Below are 20,490 nucleotides of genomic sequence, written 5' to 3' on the forward strand. Positions count from 1 at the left end.
CCTGATATTCGGCCGGGGCCGGCCGGCTGGCGTCAGGGGCGTTCTCGGGGCCGCTCTCAGGGCGCAGCCCTGATGCCAGGGCCCGCACCGCCGTGTGACCATCAGTGGCATGCCGGTCGCCACGCCAACCCCGCCCCCGTCTTCCCCGTCGTCCCCGGGCGCGGGGCCCTCGGGCGCGCCCCGGAGCCGGAGCCGGGCGTCGGGGACGGCGCCGGGGGCCGACGACCAGCCCCTGCGCAAGCTCTACCGCAGCGCGGACGGCAGACTGCTGGGCGGCGTCGCCCGCGGGCTCGCGGGCCATCTGGGACTGCCGGTCGGCTGGGTGCGGCTCGTCTTCCTCGCCCTGTTCCTGGCGCAGGGGCTCGGGGCGCTGCTGTACGCCATCTTCTGGATCGTCGTACCGCTCGGTGTGGGCGGCACCCCCACCGAGACGCGCCCGCTCTTCGAGACGACGGGCGACGGACGGCGAAGGCTCCGTAAACCCGACCGGGGACAGACCTTCGCGATCATCGCCCTCTTCGTCGTCGGCACCGTCTTCGTCGCAAGCGCCGACCTGGGGCGCGGCGGCGCGGGCAACTACATCTGGCCGACGCTGCTCATCGGCGCCGGTGTCGTCCTGGTCTGGCGCCAGGCGGACAACGCCCGCCGCGCCCAGTGGGCCTCGCTCTCGACCGACAGCAGGCGCCGCAGGGTCTTCCAGATCGCGCGCGGGCTCGCCGGTGTCGCCCTCGTCGGCATGGGCCTGACCGTCTTCATGGTCGTACGCGGCTCGGCGGCCCAGCTCGGCAACGTCCTCACCGCGGCCATCGCCGTCGTGGCCGGAGTCGCGCTGCTCGGCGGCCCCTGGCTCGTACGGATGACCCAGGACCTGTCCGACGAGCGCCTGATGCGCATCCGCGCCCAGGAACGCGCCGAGGTCGCCGCGCACGTCCACGACTCCGTCCTGCACACGCTCACGCTGATCCAGCGCAACGCGGACGACGGCGGCGAGGTCCGGCGGCTCGCCCGCGCGCAGGAGCGCGAGCTGCGCGCCTGGCTCTACAAGCCCGAAGGCACCGGCAAGGACGAGGAGAACGAGCCCGACACCCTCGCCGAGGCAGTGAAGGCGACCGCCGCCGAGGTGGAGGACTACCACGGCGTGCCGATCGAGGTCGTGGTGGTCGGCGACTGCCCGCTCGACGAGAAACTGGCCGCACAGATGCAGGCGGCACGCGAGGCGATGGTCAACGCCGCCAAGTACGGTGGCGAGGGCGGCGCGGTGCAGGTCTACGCGGAGGTCGAGGGCCGGATGGTCTTCGTCTCCGTACGGGACCGCGGGCCCGGGTTCGATCCGGACGCGGTGCCCGACGACAGGATGGGCGTACGGGAGTCGATCTTCGGCCGGATGGAACGCAACGGCGGTACGGCGCGGGTCCGTTCGGCGCCCGACGGGGGCACGGAAGTGGAGCTTGAGATGGAGAGGGCGGCGGAGGCATGACCGACACCAGCGGGACGACCGGCACGGGTGGCGACGGCGGCGGGGGAGAGCCCGGGGGCAGGCGGGTGCGGGTGGTGCTGGTCGACGACCACCGGATGTTCCGCACCGGTGTCCAGGCCGAGATCGGGCAGACCGCGACCACGGGCGTGGAGGTCGTCGGCGAGGCCGCCGACGTCGACCAGGCCGTCTCGGTCATCACCGCCACCCGCCCCGAGGTCGTCCTGCTCGACGTGCACCTTCCCGGCGGCGGCGGCGTGGAGGTCCTGCGCCGCTGCGCGCCGCTGATGGCGGCGGCCGAGGACCCGGTGCGTTTCCTGGCGCTGTCGGTGTCCGACGCCGCGGAGGACGTGATCGGTGTGATCCGCGGCGGTGCGCGCGGCTATGTCACCAAGACGATCACCGGTACGGACCTGGTGGACTCGGTCTTCCGGGTCCAGGACGGCGACGCGGTCTTCTCGCCGAGGCTGGCGGGCTTCGTCCTCGACGCGTTCGCCTCGACGGACGCGCCGCCGGTGGACGAGGACATGGACCGCCTCACCCAGCGCGAGCGCGAGGTGCTGCGGCTGATCGCCCGCGGGTACGCCTACAAGGAGATCGCGAAGCAGCTGTTCATCTCGGTGAAGACGGTCGAGTCGCACGTCTCGGCGGTGCTGCGCAAGCTCCAGCTCTCCAACCGGCACGAACTGACCCGGTGGGCCACGGCGCGCAGGCTGGTGTGACTCCGCCTCGTCGGAAGGCGGGGGTCGCAGGGGGTTCCGGCCGCGGCGCCGGCGGGGGCGTTCAGTCCCGGCAGAGCCACTCGGTGACGTACTCCCGGCCGTCGTGGTGCAGCAGCCCCCGGACGCATTCGCCGGGCTCCGTGTCGAGCGTGCCGGTCAGCGCGGCCGAGCCGCCCTCCGTACGGAGGACGCCGAACCAGCCGGGGAACGCGGTGATCCGCGCGTCCTTGCGCTGGTAACCGAGTCGGACGGTCGGCGGGTGGCCGCTCTCCGTGTCGTGCCGCACGTAGCGGGTCGTGAAAGTCCCCCGGCCGCCCACCGGGCCCTCGACGCAGAGCCGGCCGCCGGAGAGGTCGCCGCAGCCGTCGGGGGTGACGCCGACCGGTGCGAGGACGAGTGCCGCGCCGAGAGTGAGCGCCGCCGCGCGGGCCCTTGCGTGTCCCATGGCGTCATCGTCGTGCGGCGGGCGCGGCACGGCATCCGCGCCTGGGCCGGGTGGGCGCCTCACGGGCACCCCCAGGACTGTCTTCGGGCCGGTGTCCGGCACGCGGCGTCCGGCACACGGTGCCTGGCACGCGGCCCCGCCGCGTTGCCGTGAGCCGCCCGAGTACGCCCGGTACGAGGGCGATCCCCCGCCTGGCGAGCGCACGCACCGGACGCCGTGGGACCCGCCCCTCGGGCGGACGGCGCCGGTTCGATGACACGACAGGCCCTAGGCGGGGCGGGCGGCGCCCGCGAACGGCATCTGGTCGATCGGGGCCAACCGCACACCGGCGCCCGGCCGAGGGGCGTGGATCATCTGTCCGCCGCCGACATAGAGCCCGACGTGCGAGATCCCCGAGTAGAAGAACACCAGGTCGCCCGGGGCGAGCTGGGAGCGGGAGACCCGCCGGCCCGCGTTGATCTGCGTGTACGTGGTGCGGGGGAGGGCGACTCCGGCCGACCGCCAGGCGGCCTGGGTCAGCCCGGAGCAGTCGAACCCGTCGGGGCCCGTCGCGCCCCACACGTAGGGCTTGCCGATCGCTCCGCGCGCGTAGGCGATCGCGGCGGCGGCGCGGGCGTTGGGCGCGGCCACGCCCGCGGTGGCGGCGCCGGGGCGCGAGCGGTCGGCGCGCGGGGCGCCCGCCCCGGCGCCCCCCTCGTACCGCGCGCGCTCGTCGGCGGTGAGCCGGTCGAGGAGCTTCCGGGCGTCGGCGAGCTTCCCGCGCACGGTCGACTTGTGCGAGGCCAGCTCGGCCTGACGACTCTTCAGGTCGGTGAGCTTTCCATCGGCCTTCTTACGGAGGTGGCCGATGTCCACGAGCTGCGCGCGCATCCTGCTGACGGCCCCGGCCTGCTGGAAGCCGGCCCGTTCGGCGAGTTCCGCCCCGCGCAGATAACCGTCGGGGTCGGAGCTGAGGGCGAGCTGTACGGCGGGGTCCAGACCGCCCGCGCGGTACTGGGCGGTGGCGATCGAACCGAGCGCGTTGCGCGAGGCGTTGAGCCGTTCCGTCCGCCGGGCGGCCTCGTCGCGCAGCCTGTCCAGCGCGGTCCGCGCGTCGTCCGCCCTCTCCTTCGCCCCGTTGTACTTCTCGGTGGCGGCCTCCGCCTCGTGGTGGAGCCTGTCGGCCTTCGCCTTCACCTGAGCCGGTGTGAGGCGCGGTTCGGCGTGTGCGGAGCCTTCGAGCCCGGTGGCCGTCGCGGCCCCCGCGAGGGCGAGAGTGGCCGCCGTACGGCCGTACGGGCCGCTGAACGGCCGGTGCTTCGATCGGGGTCGGCGGTGCGCTGCCACGGGGGCGTCCACATCCTTCGTTCCGGCTCTGTTCCGTGCGGGTTCCTGACGGGAGGACGCTAGGCGCGGTCGTCACGGCAGCGCGGCGCCATGGCCGCAATTGCCCGGAGCCGGTTGCTCGGTGACGGATTGTGGCCACCGGTTTCCCACCGGATTCGACAGTCCCGGACAGAACCTGACCGATCCGACGACACCGGTACGCGCGGCGTACGAGCGGTGGTACGGAGGCCGGGGCGCGGGCCCGGACCGGAGGGGTCGGGCCCACGTCGCCCGGCCGCTGCCGGGCGGCTGCCGGGCGACGCTCGCGGCAGCCGGCAGGTCGTGCGCGAGGTGGACGGCGGCGCGGTGCCCGCCCGTCCGGGCGGACGGCGAGGACGACCCGGTGGGCGCACCGTCGCCGCGCCCCCGCCGCGCTCAGGGGCGTCGGCACCGGGTCTCATGGCGGCCAGGGGGGCGCCTCGCCGGTACGCCCGGACCGCGAGCCCGACGGCATGGCGCCACCGGCCCGCTCTCGGTGATCACCGCGCGTGGGGTGTGGACCGCTCGTGTGCATGGCGTCGAGGGGACGCCGCCCGTGACGTCCCCTCCGGGGACGACGGCCGGGCGCCGCCGCCTTTCCCCCGGACGGCCGGGCGCCGAGCCGCCACCCCGGCGGGCGGCTCAGGCCGGGCGCACGCTGCCGTAGATCGGCATCGTGTAGATGGACTCCTCACGCACGTTCGCCCCCGGCTTCGGCGCGTGGATCATCTTGCCGTCGCCCTGGTAGATGCCGACGTGGCTGATGTCGTCGTAGAAGAACACCAGGTCGCCGGGGAGCAGGTCCGCCGTGGCGACGCGCGTGCCGACCTTCACCTGGTCCCAGGTCGTACGCGGCAGCTGGACGCCCGCCTCCTTCCACGCGGCGCCCGTCAGACCCGAGCAGTCGTAGGAGCTGGGGCCGGTGGCGCCCCACACGTACGGCTTGCCGATCTGCGCGCGGGCGAACGCGAGGACCTTCTCGGCCTTGGCCGCGTACGTACCGTCCGTGACACCCGAACCGCCGCCCGAGCCCGTGTCCGCGCCGCCTCCGGTCGCGGGCGCCTCCCGCTGCCGCGCCTCTTCCTGACGCCTGCGCTCCGCGGCCTCCTCCTTGGCCTTCGCCTCGGCCTTGCGGCGCGCCTCTTCCTCCTTCTTCCGCTCCAGCGCGGCGAGCCGCGCCTTCTCCTCGGCCGTGAGGTCCGACAGCAGCGAACGCGCCGCCGCGAGCTTGTTCTGGACCTTCTGCTTGCCGGCCTTGAGGGACGCCTGCGACTCCGTCAGCGCCTCCAGGCCCTTCGTCGCCTCGACGCGCTGCTCGGCCGCGGACCGCTGCTCCTTCTGGAAGTCCTCGACGGCCTCCTGCTGGCGGTCGGTCAGCCGGCCCATCAGCTGGGTCTGCTCGAAGTACGACTCCGGGCTGTCCGCGAACATCAGTGCGGCCGTGGGGCCGACCGCACCGGCGCGGTACTGCGCCGCCGCGTACGTACCGAGGGCGCGCCGCGCCTCGTTGACCTTCTCGGCGCTCTTGGCGACATCGTCCAGGACCCGGTCGACCGACCTGCGCTGCGTGTCGGTCGCCTCCTTCGCCTTGTTGTACTGCTGCGTCGCCGTACCGGCCTGCCGGTACAGGTCGTCGACCTTCTTCTGCACCTCTTCTATGGAGGGCTTGGGCTCCGCGGGCGCGGCGGTGGCGCTCTGCGTCGACAGCAGCGTGACCGAGGCGAGGGCGGCCGTCGTGAAACCGACGGCCGGTGTGTTCGCGCGCACGCCGGTACGGCCGCGCGATTTGCGGTGCGATGCCAAGGCAGGCATCTCCTTCCGTGGACCGCCTACCGGGTTAGCTGTCGGGTTCGGGCGGAACGGAAGGCTGCCCTACGGGCCGGGAACACGGCCCGATTCACCCCGGTGGAACATGGTGGGTCCCCGGTTCCGGACCCCCTTCGGGAAGCCCGGATTCGGCGCAGGCAGCCCGCTTGGCGCTGATCGCCGGTGGAGTACGGACGGCCTCGGCGTGCACGCTAGCCAATTCGTGGTGCCGCTGTGAAGGTTGGTGGCCGATATGCCCGATACATTTCCGTGACCTTTGCCGCACGCACTCGGCGGTGACCCCGCGAGGCCATGTGGCGGCGGGCTGTCAGTGCGGCACCCTAGACTCAGGAAGCGATGAGCAGCCTCTTTGACGACAGCTTCCTGGCGGACCTCCAGCCCTCGGCCGAGGAGCCCCCGCCGCCACCCGAGGACACCGCTCCGGAACAGGTGCCCGACGATCTCTTCGGAGGGAAGTTCGACGTGCCCCCGCCCAGGGATGCGTACCACCGAGACGGCGCGCCGCGCACGGTCGTGGACCCGGCGGCGCTGCTCGAAGGGCTGAACGACGAGCAGCGCGCCGCCGTCGTGCACACCGGGTCACCGCTGCTCATCGTGGCCGGGGCGGGCTCCGGCAAGACCCGGGTGCTGACGCACCGGATCGCGCATCTGCTGGGGACCCGCAGTGTGCATCCGGGCGAGATACTGGCGATCACGTTCACCAACAAGGCCGCGGGCGAGATGAAGGAGCGCGTCGGACAGCTCGTCGGACCGCGCGCCAACGCCATGTGGGTGATGACGTTCCACAGCGCCTGCGTGCGTATCCTGCGCCGGGAGTCGAAGCGGCTCGGCTTCACGTCCTCGTTCTCGATCTACGACGCGGCCGACTCCAAGCGGCTCATGGCCCTGGTCTGCCGCGATCTCGACCTGGACCCCAAGCGGCACCCCCCGAAGGCGTTCAGTGCCAAGATCTCGAATCTGAAGAACGAGCTGATCGACGAGGAGACCTTCGCCGGCCAGGCCACGGACCCCTTCGAGAAGACGCTCGCCGAGGCGTACCGGATGTACCAGGCGCGGCTGCGCGAGGCCAACGCGCTGGACTTCGACGACATCATCATGACGACGGTCCATCTGCTCCAGGCGTTCCCGGACGTCGCCGAGCACTACCGCCGCCGCTTCCGCCACGTCCTGGTGGACGAGTACCAGGACACCAACCACGCGCAGTACACCCTGGTGCGGGAACTGGTCGGCCTCTCGGGCGAGGGGCAGGACCCGGCCGAATTGTGCGTCGTCGGCGACGCGGACCAGTCCATCTACGCGTTCCGCGGTGCCACGATCCGCAACATCCTCCAGTTCGAGGAGGACTACCCGGACGCGACGACGATCCTGCTGGAGCAGAACTACCGCTCCACGCAGACGATCCTCAGCGCGGCCAACGCGGTCATCGAGCGCAACGAGAGCCGGCGGCCCAAGAATCTGTGGACGAACGCGGGAGCGGGCGCCCTGATCACCGGGTACGTGGCGGACACCGAGCACGACGAGGCGCAGTTCGTCGCCGACGAGATCGACCGGATGACGGACGCGTCCGAGGCCAGGGCGGGCGACGTCGCCGTCTTCTACCGGACGAACGCGCAGTCGCGTGTCTTCGAGGAGATCTTCATCCGCGTCGGCCTGCCGTACAAGGTCGTCGGCGGTGTGCGCTTCTACGAGCGCAAGGAGGTCCGCGACGTGCTGGCCTATCTGCGTGTGCTCGCCAATCCGGAGGACGGCGTCCCGCTGCGCCGGATCCTGAACGTGCCCAAGCGCGGCATCGGCGACCGGGCCGAGGCGATGATCGACGCGCTCTCGGTGCGGGAGAAGATCTCCTTCGCGCAGGCGCTGCGCCGGGTCGACGAGGCGTACGGCATGGCGGCCCGCTCGTCGAACGCGGTGAAGCGCTTCAACACGCTGATGGAGGAGTTGCGTACGGTCGTGGAGTCCGGCGCCGGTCCGGCGACGGTCCTGGAGGCCGTGCTGGAACGGACCGGCTATCTGGCGGAGTTGCAGGCGTCGACGGACCCGCAGGACGAGACGCGGATCGAGAACTTGCAGGAACTCGCCGCCGTGGCGCTGGAGTTCGAGCAGGAGCGGGCGCAGGCGGCCGGTGCGGACACCGGTGCGGACGCCGGTGCCGACGCGCCCGCCGCGGCCCCGTCCGGGACGCTCGCCGAATTCCTGGAGAGGGTCGCGCTGGTCGCCGACTCCGACCAGATCCCCGACGAGGAGGAGGACGGCTCCGGAGTCATCACACTGATGACGCTGCACACCGCCAAGGGTCTGGAATTCCCCGTCGTCTTCCTGACGGGCATGGAGGACGGCGTCTTCCCGCACATGCGCGCGCTCGGCCAGGCGAAGGAGCTTGAGGAGGAGCGCAGGCTGGCGTACGTCGGCATCACACGCGCCCGCGAGCGGCTCTATCTGACCCGGTCGTCGATGCGCAGCGCGTGGGGCCAGCCCTCGTACAATCCGCCGTCGCGCTTCCTGGAGGAGATTCCGGGCGAGCATCTGGCGTGGAAGCGCACCGGCCCGATGGCCGCCCCCGCCGGGCCGACGTCGGGGATCACGTCCTCGCTGTCCACGTCCCGCTCCCGGTCGGGCCCCGCCGGTTTCGCCACGCGGCGCGCGACCGAGAAGCCGGTCATCTCGCTCGCGGTGGGGGACAGGGTCACACACGACCAGTTCGGGCTCGGGACGGTCGTCGCGGTCACGGGGTCCGGCGCCGACGCGCAGGCGACGATCGACTTCGGCGACTCGAAGCCGAAGCGGCTGCTGCTGCGGTACGCGCCGGTCGACAAGCTGTAACGGTCGTCGCGGGCGCGGGACGCACGGGCGGAGGGATGCGGCGGGCCGACGGGCCCGCCGCCCGGCGCCGGGTGGGAAGTGGCGCGGGTCGAACGCGGACGGGGCCGTCTACAGTTCCAGTCCGTGGCTGCGGAACCAGGTCAGCGGGTCGATCGCGGAGCCGCCGCCCGGCCGTACCTCGAAGTGCAGGTGCGGGCCGGTGGAGTTGCCCGAGTTCCCGGAGTACGCGATCTCGTCCCCGGCCTTGACCGTTCCGGAGCGGATCTTCGTGCTGCTGAGGTGGCAGTACCAGGTCTCGGTGCCGTCGGGGGCGGTCACGATCGCCATGTTGCCGTAGGCGCCGTTCCACTGCGTCCGGACGGTGCCGTCCGTCGCGGCCATCACCGGGGTGCCGTACGAGACGGGGAAGTCGATGCCCGTGTGCATCGACATCCAGTTGACACCGGCCTGGCCGTAGTAGGCGCTGAGGGCGTGATTCGCGACGGGGATGGCGAACTTGGGGCGGGCGGCCTCGCGGGCCGCGGCCTCTTCCTCGCGCTTCTTCTTCTCCGCCGCCTGGCGTTCCTTGAGGTCGATGCGCTCCTGGGTGCGGCTGGCGCGGTCCCCGAAGTCACGCGCGTCGGCGTCGAGAGCGGCGAGTTGGGTGTCGAGCTTGTTGTTGACCGCGGCGGGCTTGACCGCTGTCGCGTCCGACGCGGTGACCGCGGTCGAGTCGTTCTTGGGGTCCTCGGCGCCGAGTCCGCCGACCGACGCGGCGGCGATACCGGCGACACCCATGACACAGGCGGAGGGGACGGCGACGCTCAGCAGGGCCGAACGCTTCGCCGGTGTACGGCGCCTGCCGCGACTGCCGCCGGCCGCCCTGCGGACCGGGCGGGGGGTGATCACCGCGGCGGCACCGGCGGCGCCTGCCGCGGCCCCGACGAGATGGTCCGTGTGCGGGTGGTCCACGTGCTCGGAGTGGTCCCACTCGGGGGCCGAATCCGATTCCGACACCTGTTCAGGTTCCGGACCGGGCGTGTCGTAGTCGTGCTCGTGGCCGCTCTCGTACTCGGCGGGCGCGTACTCGGCCTGCGTGAACTCCGCCTGGCCGTACGCGAGTTCGTGCTGCTGCTCGACATCGAGGCCGTAGGCGGCCGACTCGTGGGGGGCGGGCTCGTAAGCCGCTTCGTGCGCCTCGTAGGCCGCCGACGCGTGGGAGTCGTACACGGCGGTGTCGCCGTAGTACGCGGCCGTGTGCGTATCGGCCTGGAAGGGGGCGTCCGGCTGGGCCGCCGGTTCCGCCGCGTTCCAGGCGGTGGCGTCATAGGCGCCGGTGTCGGCGACGGGCTGCGCCCACTGGTCGGTCTGGTCGTATCCGTAACCGGCCGCCTGGCTCGCCTCGTTCCAGGCGTTGGCGTCCCACTGGCCCGTCGCGTCGTACGACTGCTGTGTCTGGTGGGACTGCTGCTGCGGCACCGCCGCGTAGGTGTCGTACGCCTCGTACGGGGCCTGGGGCGCCTGTGCCTGTGCCGGGTAAGGGTCGTAGCCCTCGTAACCCGCGTTCCACTGCGCCGAGTCGTACTGACCGCTGTGGTCCGTCTCGTAAGTGACCGTGCCCACCGGGCTCGTGCCCGGAAGCGCGCCGAAGAGCGGGTCACTGTCGAAGCTGCCTGTGGAGTAGCCGTCATGGGCGGCGTATCCGGCGTGGGGGTGCTGGTCGTTCACCAACTTCTCTCTCGCCTCGGCAGCAGGACCAGGCTCCTGGGGCCGCCTTGACGGACGGTGGGACCCAGAAGGGAAAGCAGTGGCCGCGACTGTACCCGGCGGTATGCGACGGCGACAATCTTCGGCGGCTTCCGGGCGCTCTGGAAACGGGCATTCGGCCGTCTTTCGGCGAACTGCGGGCGCAGCTTTGGTACTACGTTCGAGGTTTGTTCGATTTCTACGGTGTCGGTGAGGTGTCGAACCGACATCGAATCGGGCGTGGGCGCAACCAAATTTCGACGTACGCGTTTACGCCGTCACGCCACCGGTATCGCCCCGCCGGTCTGGTCCTCCGTGCCCTCCGCGCCGCTCCCCGCCCATTCGGCGGACTCGATGAGGCCCGCGAGGTCGTCGTCGCCGTCGTGCTCCAGGACATAACGGATCCCGGCGGCGACGGCCGGATGGACCGGCAGCGCGAGATGGCCGATACCGGTCACGCCCACGTTCTCCGCGACGAGGTCGGGGTGCTCGACGCGGGCCGCGCCCACCGGCGACATGACCTGGTCGAGATCGCTCCAGAAGCTGACGAACCGGGTCCGGCAGCCGGGCGCCGGCTGCCGCAGCTCCTCGATCAGGTCCGAGCCGGGGCGCATCTGCCGGACGACGGGGTGCGCGCTCGCGAGCGGGACGGCGGCCGTGCCGGCGTGCGGGGTGCCCATGGTGACCAGGGTCCGTACCTTCGCGTCACCGTTCAGTCGCTGTACGTAGTACCGGGCGATCAGGCCACCGAGGCTGTGGCCGACGATGTCGACCTCGCGGTGCCCCGTACGGGCGCAGATCTCCTCGATGTGCCGGCCCAGCACCTCGGCGGCGAGCCGGATGTCGCTGGTCAGCGGCGAGAAATTGAGGGATTCGAGATGCCGCCAGCCGTGCCTGGCCAGTGAACGGCGCAGCAGGACGAAGACGGAGCGGTTGTCCACGAAACCGTGCAGGAGCAGGACCGGCGGCCGTGCGCGGCCCTCCGTGGGAAGTGCCGCCGCCCCGGGGGGCAGCTCGGGGGCGGGCCGCTCCTTGGCGATACCACCCGGATAGAGGACCAGGTGCCCGGCGAGGATCGCCAGCTCAAGGGCCGAGGCCCGCAGGAGTGTGACGGGCAGCTCCCAGGCCCCGGGCCGCCGCACCACGGACGGAAAGGGCGAGAAAAGCTCGGAGAAAGGCGGGATCTTCATTGACCTACCTCCCTACGCCACACGGGAAGCGGCTCCCTTGCGGCTCCCGTGCCGGGTGGGGCCGGCACGACGCAGAGTGAACATGTCCCAAGGTGTGATTTCCCCCTCCCCGGCCACCGCGAAACAGCCGCGTGAGAGATGCTGGAGATAACGTTCGTTCACCTCTCCGTCCCTCGCCGGTACGGGGACCCGTGCCAATGACGACGAAGTCGGTATGTGGAGGCAGTGATGGGTGTGACCGGTCCGATCCGAGTGGTGGTGGCGAAACCGGGTCTCGACGGCCACGATCGCGGGGCCAAGGTCATCGCGCGGGCGTTGCGGGACGCCGGTATGGAGGTCATCTACACCGGGCTGCACCAGACGCCCGAGCAGATCGTGGACACCGCGCTCCAGGAGGACGCCGACGCGATCGGCCTGTCGATCCTGTCCGGCGCGCACAACACGCTGTTCGCGAAGGTCATCGATCTGCTCGACCAGCACGACGCGCTGGACATCAAGGTCTTCGGCGGCGGCATCATCCCGGAGGCCGACATCGCGCCCCTCAAGGCGAAGGGCGTGGCGGAGATCTTCACACCCGGTGCGACGACGACATCGATCGTCGACTGGGTGAACGCGAATGTCCGGCAGCCCGCGGGGACGTAGCGCGAGGGGGTGGCGGAGGGGCGGGCGCGTGGTGCGGTGGCCGGGGCGCGCCGGGTCCTCAGCCGCCTGACGGGCCGTCCGTCCCCGTCGAGCCGTCCGCCTCGGTCTCGGCACCGGCCGTCAGTTCGGACAGCATCGCGGCGCGCAGCCGCAGCGTGGAGACCAGGCGCTGGAACGCCTCCGACCAGTAGCCGCCCGCCCCCGGCGACGCGCCCTCCGGTTCGTCCGGGGTCGCGGTGAGTATCTCCAGACGGGACGCCTCCGCCGGGTTCAGACAGCGCTCCGCCAGGCCCATCACCCCGCTGAAGCTCCACGGGTAACTGCCGCCGTCCCGTGCGATGTCGAGCGCGTCGACCACCGCGCGGCCCAGCGGTCCGGACCACGGCACCGCGCAGACCCCGAGGAGCTGGAACGCCTCCGAGAGGCCGTGCGCCGCTATGAACCCGGCCACCCAGTCGGCCCGTTCGGCCGCGGACAGGGTGGCGAGCAGCTTCGCCCGCTCCGCGAGCGACGACGTGCCCGGCCCGGTGGCCGGGGACGCGGCCGGCGGGCCCAGCAGGGCGCGGGCCCAGTAGGGGTCTCGCTGCCGGACGGCGGCGCGGCACCAGGCCGCGTGCAACTCGTCCGTCCAGCCGTCGAGGACCGGGAGCGCCACGATCTCCTCGGGAGTACGGTCGCCGAGCCGCTCCGGCCAGAGCGACAGAGGCGTCGCCTCCACCAACTGGCCCAGCCACCAGGACCGTTCGCCCCGGCCGCTGGGCGGTGTCGGGCTCACCCCGTCGCGCTGCATGTCCGCGTCGCACTCGTGCGGCGCCTCGACGACGACGGTAGGCCCCGTGGGGCCGCCGGTGCGGTCCAGGCTCACACAGGTGGCCGCCCGCGCCGCCATCCGCGCGGCCAGCGCGGAGTTCGGCAGCGCGGACAGCAACTCCGCCGCGGTCGCGCGGACGTTGCGGCTGCGGTCCGAGAGCGCCTCCTCAAGGAAGGGTTCGTCGAGGCCGGACAGTCCGGCGCGCAGCGAGTCGAGGAACATCAGCCGGTCCTCGGCGCGCTCCGTCGGCCAGGTCGTGGCCAGCAGCGCCCGCGCCGCGTTCGCGTCCCGCGCGCGTACGGCCGCCAGCAGGGCCACGCGCTCGGCGAACAGCCCCTGCTCCCAGAGCCGCCGCACGGCCTCGGTGTCTCCGGCGCCGGGCAGGACGGCGCCGCCGGACGCGCCGCGCAGCGCGAACTTCCAGTCCGGGTTGAGGCGGGCGAGCCAGAGCCCCCGCGGGCCGGCGAACGCCAGGGCGTGCGGACGCAGGTCGTTGCGCCCGCGCGCGGCGTCGAGCAGCGCGGGCAGCGCGGCGGCCGGGGCACGGTAGCCCTGTTCGTTCGCGGTCGTGAGCCACTGCGGGAGCAGCTCGGTGAGATCAGGGGCCGTACCGCGACCGCGGCCCGTGCCGGCGGGGGCCGTGCGGTCGGCCAGCAGTTGGGTGAGCCGCCTGCGGGCGGGCCCGGGCAGCTCGCGGCGGTCGTCGTGCGGCGCGGGGTCCGGCCGGGCCGCGGCGCGCGCCGGCAGCAGACCCGCCCGGCGGCGCAGCGTGTGGAGCGCGGCGGCGTCGAGCAGCGCGCCGGGCGCGTCCTGCCCGGGAGCCATGACGTCCGCCGGCGGGGTGCGCCGGTCGGTGCCGAGCAGGGCCGAGGTGACGAGTTCTTCCCAGAGGGTGGTGCCGGTCATCGGGTGCCTCCGTACACAGGGACAGGGGGTCGGCCGCGGGGACGGCCGGACCCGGTGATTCCGGCTCGGGGCGCCGGCCGGGGTGCGCTGCTCGTGGGCCGTTCCGGGCCTCGGCCGCCGGACGGCGCGGACCCGGCCCCTCCGGCGCCCATGCCGAGCGCTCGCGGCCGGGGACGGACCGGACGGCGACGGCCGGTCATGTCAGCCCGACCGCTTCGGGGGAGTCCGCGGACCACGCGGCGAGCGGTGTGAATCCGCGGTGGCCGCACTCACCGAAGACCGTGACCGGTCCGCCGCCGGTCAGCGCGACGAGTCTCCACAGACCGGACCACGACAGGGGCGCGACCGGCAGGGCCGACTCCCCGCCCGCGTCGGCGAGCTGCCACTCGCCCTTGCCCGTGTCCCCGGCGGGGACGGCGACGACGTCGGTGAGGGTCACCGGCCAGGAATCCAGCCATGGATCGTCCCGCAGCGCCGTGCCGTACGCCTCCACCGCCGCCGTGATCGTGCCGCCCGGTGGCGGCGGCCCGCCCGGCTCCCCGATGCCCGTCTCCTCGCCCAGGTCGGCCCGCAACTGCCCCGCCCCCGCGTGCGGGGTCAGCTCGGCCTCGATCACCCGGCCGACAGGCAGCGCCGGCTGCGGAGAACGCCCGGCGGCGCCGAACCCCAGCACCAGTGCCGTACGCCCCGACTCCCGTCCGTACAGCCAGATCCGGCGTGTGGTGATCCTGCCGTCCGGCCTGTCGTACTGCGAGAGGACCAGCCAGCGGTCCTTGACCGGCGTGCCGTCGGCGGGGGAGGGGAGACCGACCCGCGTACGGACCGTCGTCGCCAGCGGCGCGGGCAGCCGGTCGATCCCCAGCCAGGCCACGACCAGCAGCCGCAGCAGCGCCGACTCTTCGAGGAGCCGCACCGGCCAGCCCGCCCCCGAACCGGGGATCGCGCCCAACTCCCGCACCCGCGCGGCCAGTCCGGGCGCCTGGGCGTCCACCATGCGGGCGGCGGTCTCCTCCCACAGCCCGTAGCCCGACCGCTCGGCCGCCGCCAGGCCCCCGCGCAGCAGATCCGCCAGCCGCTGCTCCAACTCCCGCGCCCCGCCCGTGATCCGGGCCGCCCTGCGCTCCGCCCGGCGCCTCGCCGCCTCCGGGTCGGCCTGCCCGGCGGCCCCGCCCGCTTCGTCCTCCGCCTTCCGCTCCTTGGCGTGGGCCCGCTCCCGGCGGCCCCCCAGCCACTCCTGCGCCCAGTCGGGAACGGCCCCGTCCTCGGCGTCCTCGACCTGCCTGACGGCCGGTGTCCCGTCGTCCGCCCAGAGCAGCAGCAGACCCAGGGCGTGCTTGCACGGGAACTTCCGGCTCGGGCAACTGCACGTGTACGCCGGGCCCTTCGTATCTATGACCGTCCGATACGGCTTCTTCCCGCTCCCCTTGCACAGTCCCCAGACGGCCCCCTCACCGCTGCTGCCCGTGTCCGACCACGGCCCGGCCTCGCTGAGCCTGGCGCCCGCCTTGCGTGACGCGGCGTCAGGCGCCAGCGCCAGCACCTGTTCCACCGTCCAGCGCACCCCCGCTTCATCCATGCCCACGACGTTAGGCCGCCCCACTGACAATCGGCTCCGACCTGCGGAAACGCTCGATTGTCAGTGGCATGGTGCACGGTGGGTCCCACACCCGGTCGAACGATCTGGAGGGGGATCCATGACCATGCCCGAGACGAGTGCGACGACCGACGGGACGGTCGGCGAGGCCGCCGGCGCCGAGGTCCTGCGACCGCACGCCGAGGACGCGTTCGCCGGCGAACTGAAGGCGCTCGCCGCCGCCGACGACCGGCCCCGGCCGGCCCGGTGGCGGCTCTCGCCGTGGGCGGTCGCGACGTATCTCCTGGGCGGGACACTCCCCGACGGCACGGTGGTCACCCCGAAGTACGTGGGCCCGCGCAGGATCATCGAGGTCGCCGTCACCACACTCGCCACCGACCGGGCGCTGCTGCTCCTCGGCGTTCCCGGCACCGCGAAGACGTGGGTCTCCGAGCATCTGGCCGCGGCCGTCAGCGGTGACTCGACGCTGCTGGTGCAGGGCACGGCGGGCACGCCGGAGGAGGCCATCCGGTACGGGTGGAACTACGCGCAGCTGCTCGCCCACGGCCCCAGCCGGGACGCGCTCGTGTCCAGTCCCGTCATGCGGGCCATGGCCGAGGGCATGACCGCCAGGATCGAGGAGCTGACGCGCATCCCGGCCGACGTGCAGGACTCGCTCATCACCATCCTGTCCGAGAAGACACTGCCGGTTCCGGAGCTGGGGCAGGAGATCCAGGCGGTGCGCGGGTTCAACGTGATCGCCACGGCCAACGACCGCGACCGGGGGATCAACGAACTGTCGAGCGCCCTGCGCCGCCGGTTCAACACCGTGGTCCTGCCCCTGCCGGCCACCGCCGAGGCGGAGGTCGACATCGTCTCGCGGCGCGTCGACCAGATCGGGCGCTCGCTGGATCTGCCGGGCGGCCTCGAAGGCATCGCCGAGATCCGACGCGTCGTCACGGTCTTCCGCGAACTGCGCGACGGCGTCACGGCCGACGGGCGTACGAAGATCAAGTCCCCCTCCGGGACGCTCTCCACGGCCGAGGCGATCTCCGTCGTCACCAACGGCCTCGCGCTCGCCGCGCACTTCGGCGACGGCGTCCTGCGCCCCGGCGACGTCGCGTCGGGCATCCTCGGCGCCGTCGTCCGCGACCCGGCGGCGGACCGGGTGATCTGGCAGGAGTACGTGGAAACGGTCGTGCGCGAGCGGGACGGCTGGAAGGACTTCTACCGCGCCTGCCGAGAGGCCGGCGCGTGACGACGCCGGTCCGGGACACGGACACGCCGCCCGCCACGGCCCCGGCGGACCGGCCGGCCCCCGCGCGGCCTGCCGGGAGCGGCCCGCTGCTGCTCGGAGTCCGGCACCACGGGCCCGGTTCGGCCCGCGCCGTACAGGCGGCGCTCGACGCGGCCGGGCCGTCGGCCGTCCTGATCGAGGGACCGCCCGAGGGCGACGCGCTGGTGCCGCTCGCGGACGACCCCGGGATGCGCCCGCCGGTCGCGCTGCTCGCCCACGCCGTGGACGATCCGGGACGCGCGGCGTTCTGGCCGCTGGCCGAGTTCTCCCCGGAGTGGGTCGCGATCCGCTGGGCGCTCGCCCGCGGTGTCCCGGTGCGCTTCATCGACCTCCCCGCGACGCACTCCCTGGCGCTCACCGAAACCGACAGCGACTCCGACGGGGACGGAACGCCGGACGACGGGACCGGTCCCGGCCCGCTGGCCGTCCCCGGCCCCGACGCCCCCGCACGGGCCCTGCGCATCGATCCGCTCGCCGTCCTGGCCGAGGCCGCCGGCTACGACGACGCCGAGCGCTGGTGGGAGGACGTCGTGGAACACCGCGGCGCCGCCACCGACCCGTTCGCGCCGTTCGCCGCCGTCGCCGAGGCGATGACAGCCCTGCGTGAGGAGTACGGGGACGGCGGGCACCGCCGCGACCTGGTCCGCGAGGCGTACATGCGGATCCAACTCCGCGCCGCGCGCAAGGAGTTCGGCGACGACCGGGTCGCCGTCGTCTGCGGGGCGTGGCACGTGCCCGCACTCGGCGCGAGGACCACGGCCACCGCCGACCGGGCCCTCCTCAAGGGACTGCCCAAGGTCAAGTCCGAGATGACCTGGGTGCCGTGGACCCACCACCGGCTGGCCAGACACAGCGGATACGGCGCGGGCATCGACTCCCCGGGCTGGTACGGCCACCTCTTCGGCGCGCCCGACCGCCCCGTGGAACGCTGGATGACCAAGGTCGCCGGTCTGCTGCGCGAGGAGGACAGGCCCGTCTCCTCCGCCCATGTCATCGAGGCCGTGCGGCTCGCCGAGACCCTGGCCACCCTGCGTGGCCGGCCCCTCGCCGGACTGACCGAGACGACCGACGCCGTCCGTGCCGTCATGTGCGACGGGTCCGACGTACCGCTCGGACTCATCAGGGACCGGCTCGTCGTCGGGGAGGTCCTCGGCGAGGTGCCCGACTCCGCCCCCGCCGTGCCGTTGCAGCGCGACCTGACCCGGCTCCAGCGCGCACTGCGGCTGAAACCGGAGGCGCTGGAGCGCGAGCTCGACCTCGACCTCCGCAAGGAGACCGACGCCAGCCGCAGCAGGATGCTGCACCGGCTGCGGCTGCTGAACATCGGCTGGGGCGAACCGGCCTCCGGCCGCGGCAGCACGGGCACCTTCCGCGAGAGCTGGCGGCTGCGCTGGGAGCCCGAGCTGTACGTACGGGTCGCCGAGGCCGGGGTCTGGGGCACCACCGTCCTCTCGGCGGCCACCGCCAAAGCCGAGTCCCGGGCGGTGTCGGCGACCGCGCTCGCCGACGTCACGGCCCTGGCCGAGCAGTGCCTCCTGGCCGAACTGACCGACGCCCTGCCCGTGGTGATGAGGGCCCTCGCCGACCGGGCCGCGCTGGACGCGGACGTCGCCCACCTCGCCCAGGCCCTGCCCGCACTCGCCCGCTCGCTGCGCTACGGAGACGTACGGTCCACCGACACGGCGGCGCTCGGCGAAGTCGCCGCCGGTCTCGCCGAGCGGATCTGCGTCGGACTGCCGCCCGCGTGCGCCGGCCTCGACGCCGACGGCGCCGCCGGGATGAGAGGCCATCTCGACGGCGTCCACACCGCGATCCGCCTGCTGCCCGACGTCCCCGGCCGCCCCGCCGGGGACCTGGCCGGCCGCTGGGGCGCCGTGCTGCGCAAACTGGCCGCGCGGGACACCGTGCCCGGTGTCCTCCGGGGCCGAGCCACCCGGCTGCTCCTGGACGACGGGCGCCTCCCCGAGGACGAGGCCGCGCGGCTCATGGGCCTCGCCCTGTCGCCCGCCGCACCGCCCGCCGACGCGGCGGCCTGGATCGAGGGCTTCGTCGGAGGCGCGTCCGGCGGCGGGATGCTCCTGGTCCACGACGAACGGCTGCTCGGCCTGGTGGACACCTGGCTGACCGGGGTGCCGGACGGCTCCTTCACCGACGTACTGCCCCTGCTGCGCCGTACGTTCTCCGCGTACGAACCGGGAGTGCGCCGCACGCTCGGCGAGCTGCTCCGGCGCGGACCGGCGGGAGACGGCGCGCGGACCGACCGCGCCGAGGCGGGAATCCCCGGCTTCGGAGCGGGTGTCGACGAGACCCGCGCGGACGCGGTCCTCCCGGTCGTGCGCCTCCTCCTCGGCGCAGGGGCACCCCGGGAGCTTCCGCCGCCCGGCCCTGAGCACGACGACGACAACGACCTCGCGGGGGCGGCCCGATGACAACGAACGGCCCGATGACAACGAACGGCACGAACGGCACGAACGGCGGGACCGGCGCGAACGGCACCGCTGACGACGCGGCCGACGAGCGGCTGCGGCGCTGGCGGCTGGTGCTCGGCGGCGACGCGGCCGACGGCACCGGACGCGCGCTCACCGGCCAGGACGCGGCGATGGACGGCGCGTTGACCGCCCTGTACGGAGGCGGGGACACCGGCACGGCCAGGAGGAGCACCGGCAACCGCTCCGCGGGGCTCGGCGCTTCCGCCCCCTCCGTCGCCCGCTGGCTCGGCGACATCCGTACCTACTTCCCCAGCTCCGTCGTCCAGGTCATGCAGCGCGACGCGATCCAGCGGCTCGGCCTCTCCACGCTCCTGCTCGAACCGGAGATGCTGGAGGCGGTCGAGGCGGACGTCCATCTCGTCGGCACGCTCCTGTCACTCAACAAGGCCATGCCCGAGACGACCAAGGAGACGGCGCGCGCCGTCGTCCGCAAGGTCGTCGAGGACATCGAGAAGCGGCTCGCCACCCGTACCCGCGCCACGCTCACCGGCGCCCTCGACCGTTCCGCGCGCATCAGCCGGCCGCGCCACCGGGACATCGACTGGGACCGCACGATCCGCGCGAACCTCAAGAACTACCTGCCGGAGTACGGCACGGTCGTCCCCGAACGCCTCATCGGATACGGCCGTGCCTCACAGTCCGTGAAGAAGGAGGTCGTCCTCTGCGTCGACCAGTCGGGCTCGATGGCGGCGTCCGTCGTCTACGCCTCCGTGTTCGGCGCCGTCCTCGCCTCGATGCGCTCGATCTCCACCCGCCTCGTCGTCTTCGACACCGCGGTCGTCGACCTCACCGACCAACTGGCCGACCCCGTCGACGTCCTGTTCGGCACCCAGCTCGGCGGCGGCACGGACATCAACAGGGCGCTCGCCTACTGCCAGTCGCGGATCACCCGGCCCGCCGACACCGTCGTCGTCCTGATCAGCGACCTGTACGAGGGCGGGATCCGCGACGGGATGCTGAAGCGGGTCGCCGCGATGAAGGCGTCGGGCACGGAGTTCGTGGCGCTGCTCGCGCTGTCCGACGAGGGCGCGCCCGCCTACGACCGTGATCACGCGGCGGCCCTCGCCGCACTCGGCGCCCCGGCCTTCGCCTGCACCCCCGACCTGTTCCCGGAGGTGATGGCGGCGGCGATCGAGAAGCGCCCCCTCCCGATACCGGACACCACGACCTAGGGAGCGTCTCGACACCCCGGGCATCCATGTGTCTGTGACAGGTATCACCGCTC

At 73.2% G+C, this 20,490-nt stretch carries 14 protein-coding genes and 1 riboswitch; of the genes, 7 read left to right on the forward strand and 7 right to left on the reverse strand.

Annotation, left to right across the window (positions count from 1 at the left end):
• The first annotated feature begins 109 nt into the window (after positions 1–109).
• Entirely contained in the window at positions 110–1,477 is a 1,368-nt protein-coding gene (locus ACZ61E_RS04160) for a PspC domain-containing protein (RefSeq protein WP_469697374.1), read from the forward strand.
• Positions 1,474–2,196, forward strand: coding sequence for a LuxR C-terminal-related transcriptional regulator (locus ACZ61E_RS04165; RefSeq protein ID WP_469697376.1), 723 nt, complete (start codon positions 1,474–1,476; stop codon positions 2,194–2,196). The genes ACZ61E_RS04160 and ACZ61E_RS04165 overlap by 4 nt, the downstream gene beginning before the upstream one ends.
• A gap of 61 nt (positions 2,197–2,257) precedes the next feature.
• Here the strand turns inward: ACZ61E_RS04165 and ACZ61E_RS04170 are convergent, their stop codons facing one another.
• The 3 genes from ACZ61E_RS04170 to ACZ61E_RS04180 form a co-directional block, all read right to left on the reverse strand.
• Positions 2,258–2,641 (reverse strand): hypothetical protein, encoded by a 384-nt coding sequence (locus ACZ61E_RS04170; RefSeq protein ID WP_469697378.1) that lies wholly within the window; start codon positions 2,639–2,641, stop codon positions 2,258–2,260.
• Between the two features lie 267 nt (positions 2,642–2,908).
• Positions 2,909–3,967 (reverse strand): C40 family peptidase, encoded by a 1,059-nt coding sequence (locus ACZ61E_RS04175; RefSeq protein ID WP_469697380.1) that lies wholly within the window; start codon positions 3,965–3,967, stop codon positions 2,909–2,911.
• 660 nt (positions 3,968–4,627) lie between these two features.
• Complete coding sequence (locus tag ACZ61E_RS04180; protein WP_469697382.1) at positions 4,628–5,797, reverse strand: C40 family peptidase; 1,170 nt, start codon at positions 5,795–5,797, stop codon at positions 4,628–4,630.
• A riboswitch (cyclic di-AMP (ydaO/yuaA leader) is annotated at positions 5,796–5,956 on the reverse strand. Its footprint overlaps the gene before it by 2 nt.
• Before the next feature lie 192 nt (positions 5,957–6,148).
• Between ACZ61E_RS04180 and pcrA the strand changes: the two genes are divergently transcribed.
• Entirely contained in the window at positions 6,149–8,632 is a 2,484-nt protein-coding gene (pcrA, locus tag ACZ61E_RS04185) for a DNA helicase PcrA (protein ID WP_469697384.1), read from the forward strand.
• A gap of 108 nt (positions 8,633–8,740) precedes the next feature.
• Here pcrA and ACZ61E_RS04190 read toward each other — a convergent pair whose 3' ends face one another.
• Positions 8,741–10,339, reverse strand: a complete 1,599-nt coding sequence (locus ACZ61E_RS04190; protein ID WP_469697386.1) for a M23 family metallopeptidase — start codon at positions 10,337–10,339, stop codon at positions 8,741–8,743.
• A 296-nt stretch (positions 10,340–10,635) separates the two neighbouring features.
• Complete coding sequence (locus ACZ61E_RS04195; protein ID WP_469697387.1) at positions 10,636–11,547, reverse strand: esterase/lipase family protein; 912 nt, start codon at positions 11,545–11,547, stop codon at positions 10,636–10,638.
• A 228-nt stretch (positions 11,548–11,775) separates the two neighbouring features.
• On the opposite strand from ACZ61E_RS04195, the gene ACZ61E_RS04200 reads away from it, so the two are divergent.
• Positions 11,776–12,189, forward strand: a complete 414-nt coding sequence (locus tag ACZ61E_RS04200) for a cobalamin B12-binding domain-containing protein (RefSeq protein WP_469697389.1) — start codon at positions 11,776–11,778, stop codon at positions 12,187–12,189.
• A gap of 58 nt (positions 12,190–12,247) precedes the next feature.
• On the opposite strand, the gene ACZ61E_RS04205 is transcribed toward ACZ61E_RS04200, so the two are convergent.
• Positions 12,248–13,906 carry a DUF5691 domain-containing protein gene (locus ACZ61E_RS04205; RefSeq protein WP_469697391.1) on the reverse strand — a complete coding sequence of 553 codons (1,659 nt, stop codon included), beginning with the start codon at positions 13,904–13,906 and terminating at the stop codon, positions 12,248–12,250.
• A gap of 196 nt (positions 13,907–14,102) precedes the next feature.
• Positions 14,103–15,482, reverse strand: a complete 1,380-nt coding sequence (locus ACZ61E_RS04210) for an SWIM zinc finger family protein (RefSeq protein WP_469697393.1) — start codon at positions 15,480–15,482, stop codon at positions 14,103–14,105.
• 118 nt (positions 15,483–15,600) lie between these two features.
• Between ACZ61E_RS04210 and ACZ61E_RS04215 the strand changes: the two genes are divergently transcribed.
• The 3 genes from ACZ61E_RS04215 to ACZ61E_RS04225 are packed head-to-tail and all read left to right on the forward strand — an operon-like array spanning position 15,601 to position 20,437.
• Positions 15,601–16,737 carry an ATP-binding protein gene (locus ACZ61E_RS04215; protein ID WP_469697395.1) on the forward strand — a complete coding sequence of 379 codons (1,137 nt, stop codon included), beginning with the start codon at positions 15,601–15,603 and terminating at the stop codon, positions 16,735–16,737.
• The gene (locus ACZ61E_RS04220) at positions 16,734–19,205 is read left to right on the forward strand and encodes a DUF5682 family protein (RefSeq protein ID WP_469697396.1); all 2,472 of its coding nucleotides are present in this window, start codon (positions 16,734–16,736) and stop codon (positions 19,203–19,205) included. The genes ACZ61E_RS04215 and ACZ61E_RS04220 overlap by 4 nt, the downstream gene beginning before the upstream one ends.
• 14 nt (positions 19,206–19,219) lie before the next feature.
• Complete coding sequence (locus ACZ61E_RS04225; RefSeq protein WP_469697397.1) at positions 19,220–20,437, forward strand: VWA domain-containing protein; 1,218 nt, start codon at positions 19,220–19,222, stop codon at positions 20,435–20,437.
• Positions 20,438–20,490: the final 53 nt, after the last annotated feature.

The sequence above is a fragment of the Streptomyces sp. NPDC104581 genome (assembly GCF_055583685.1).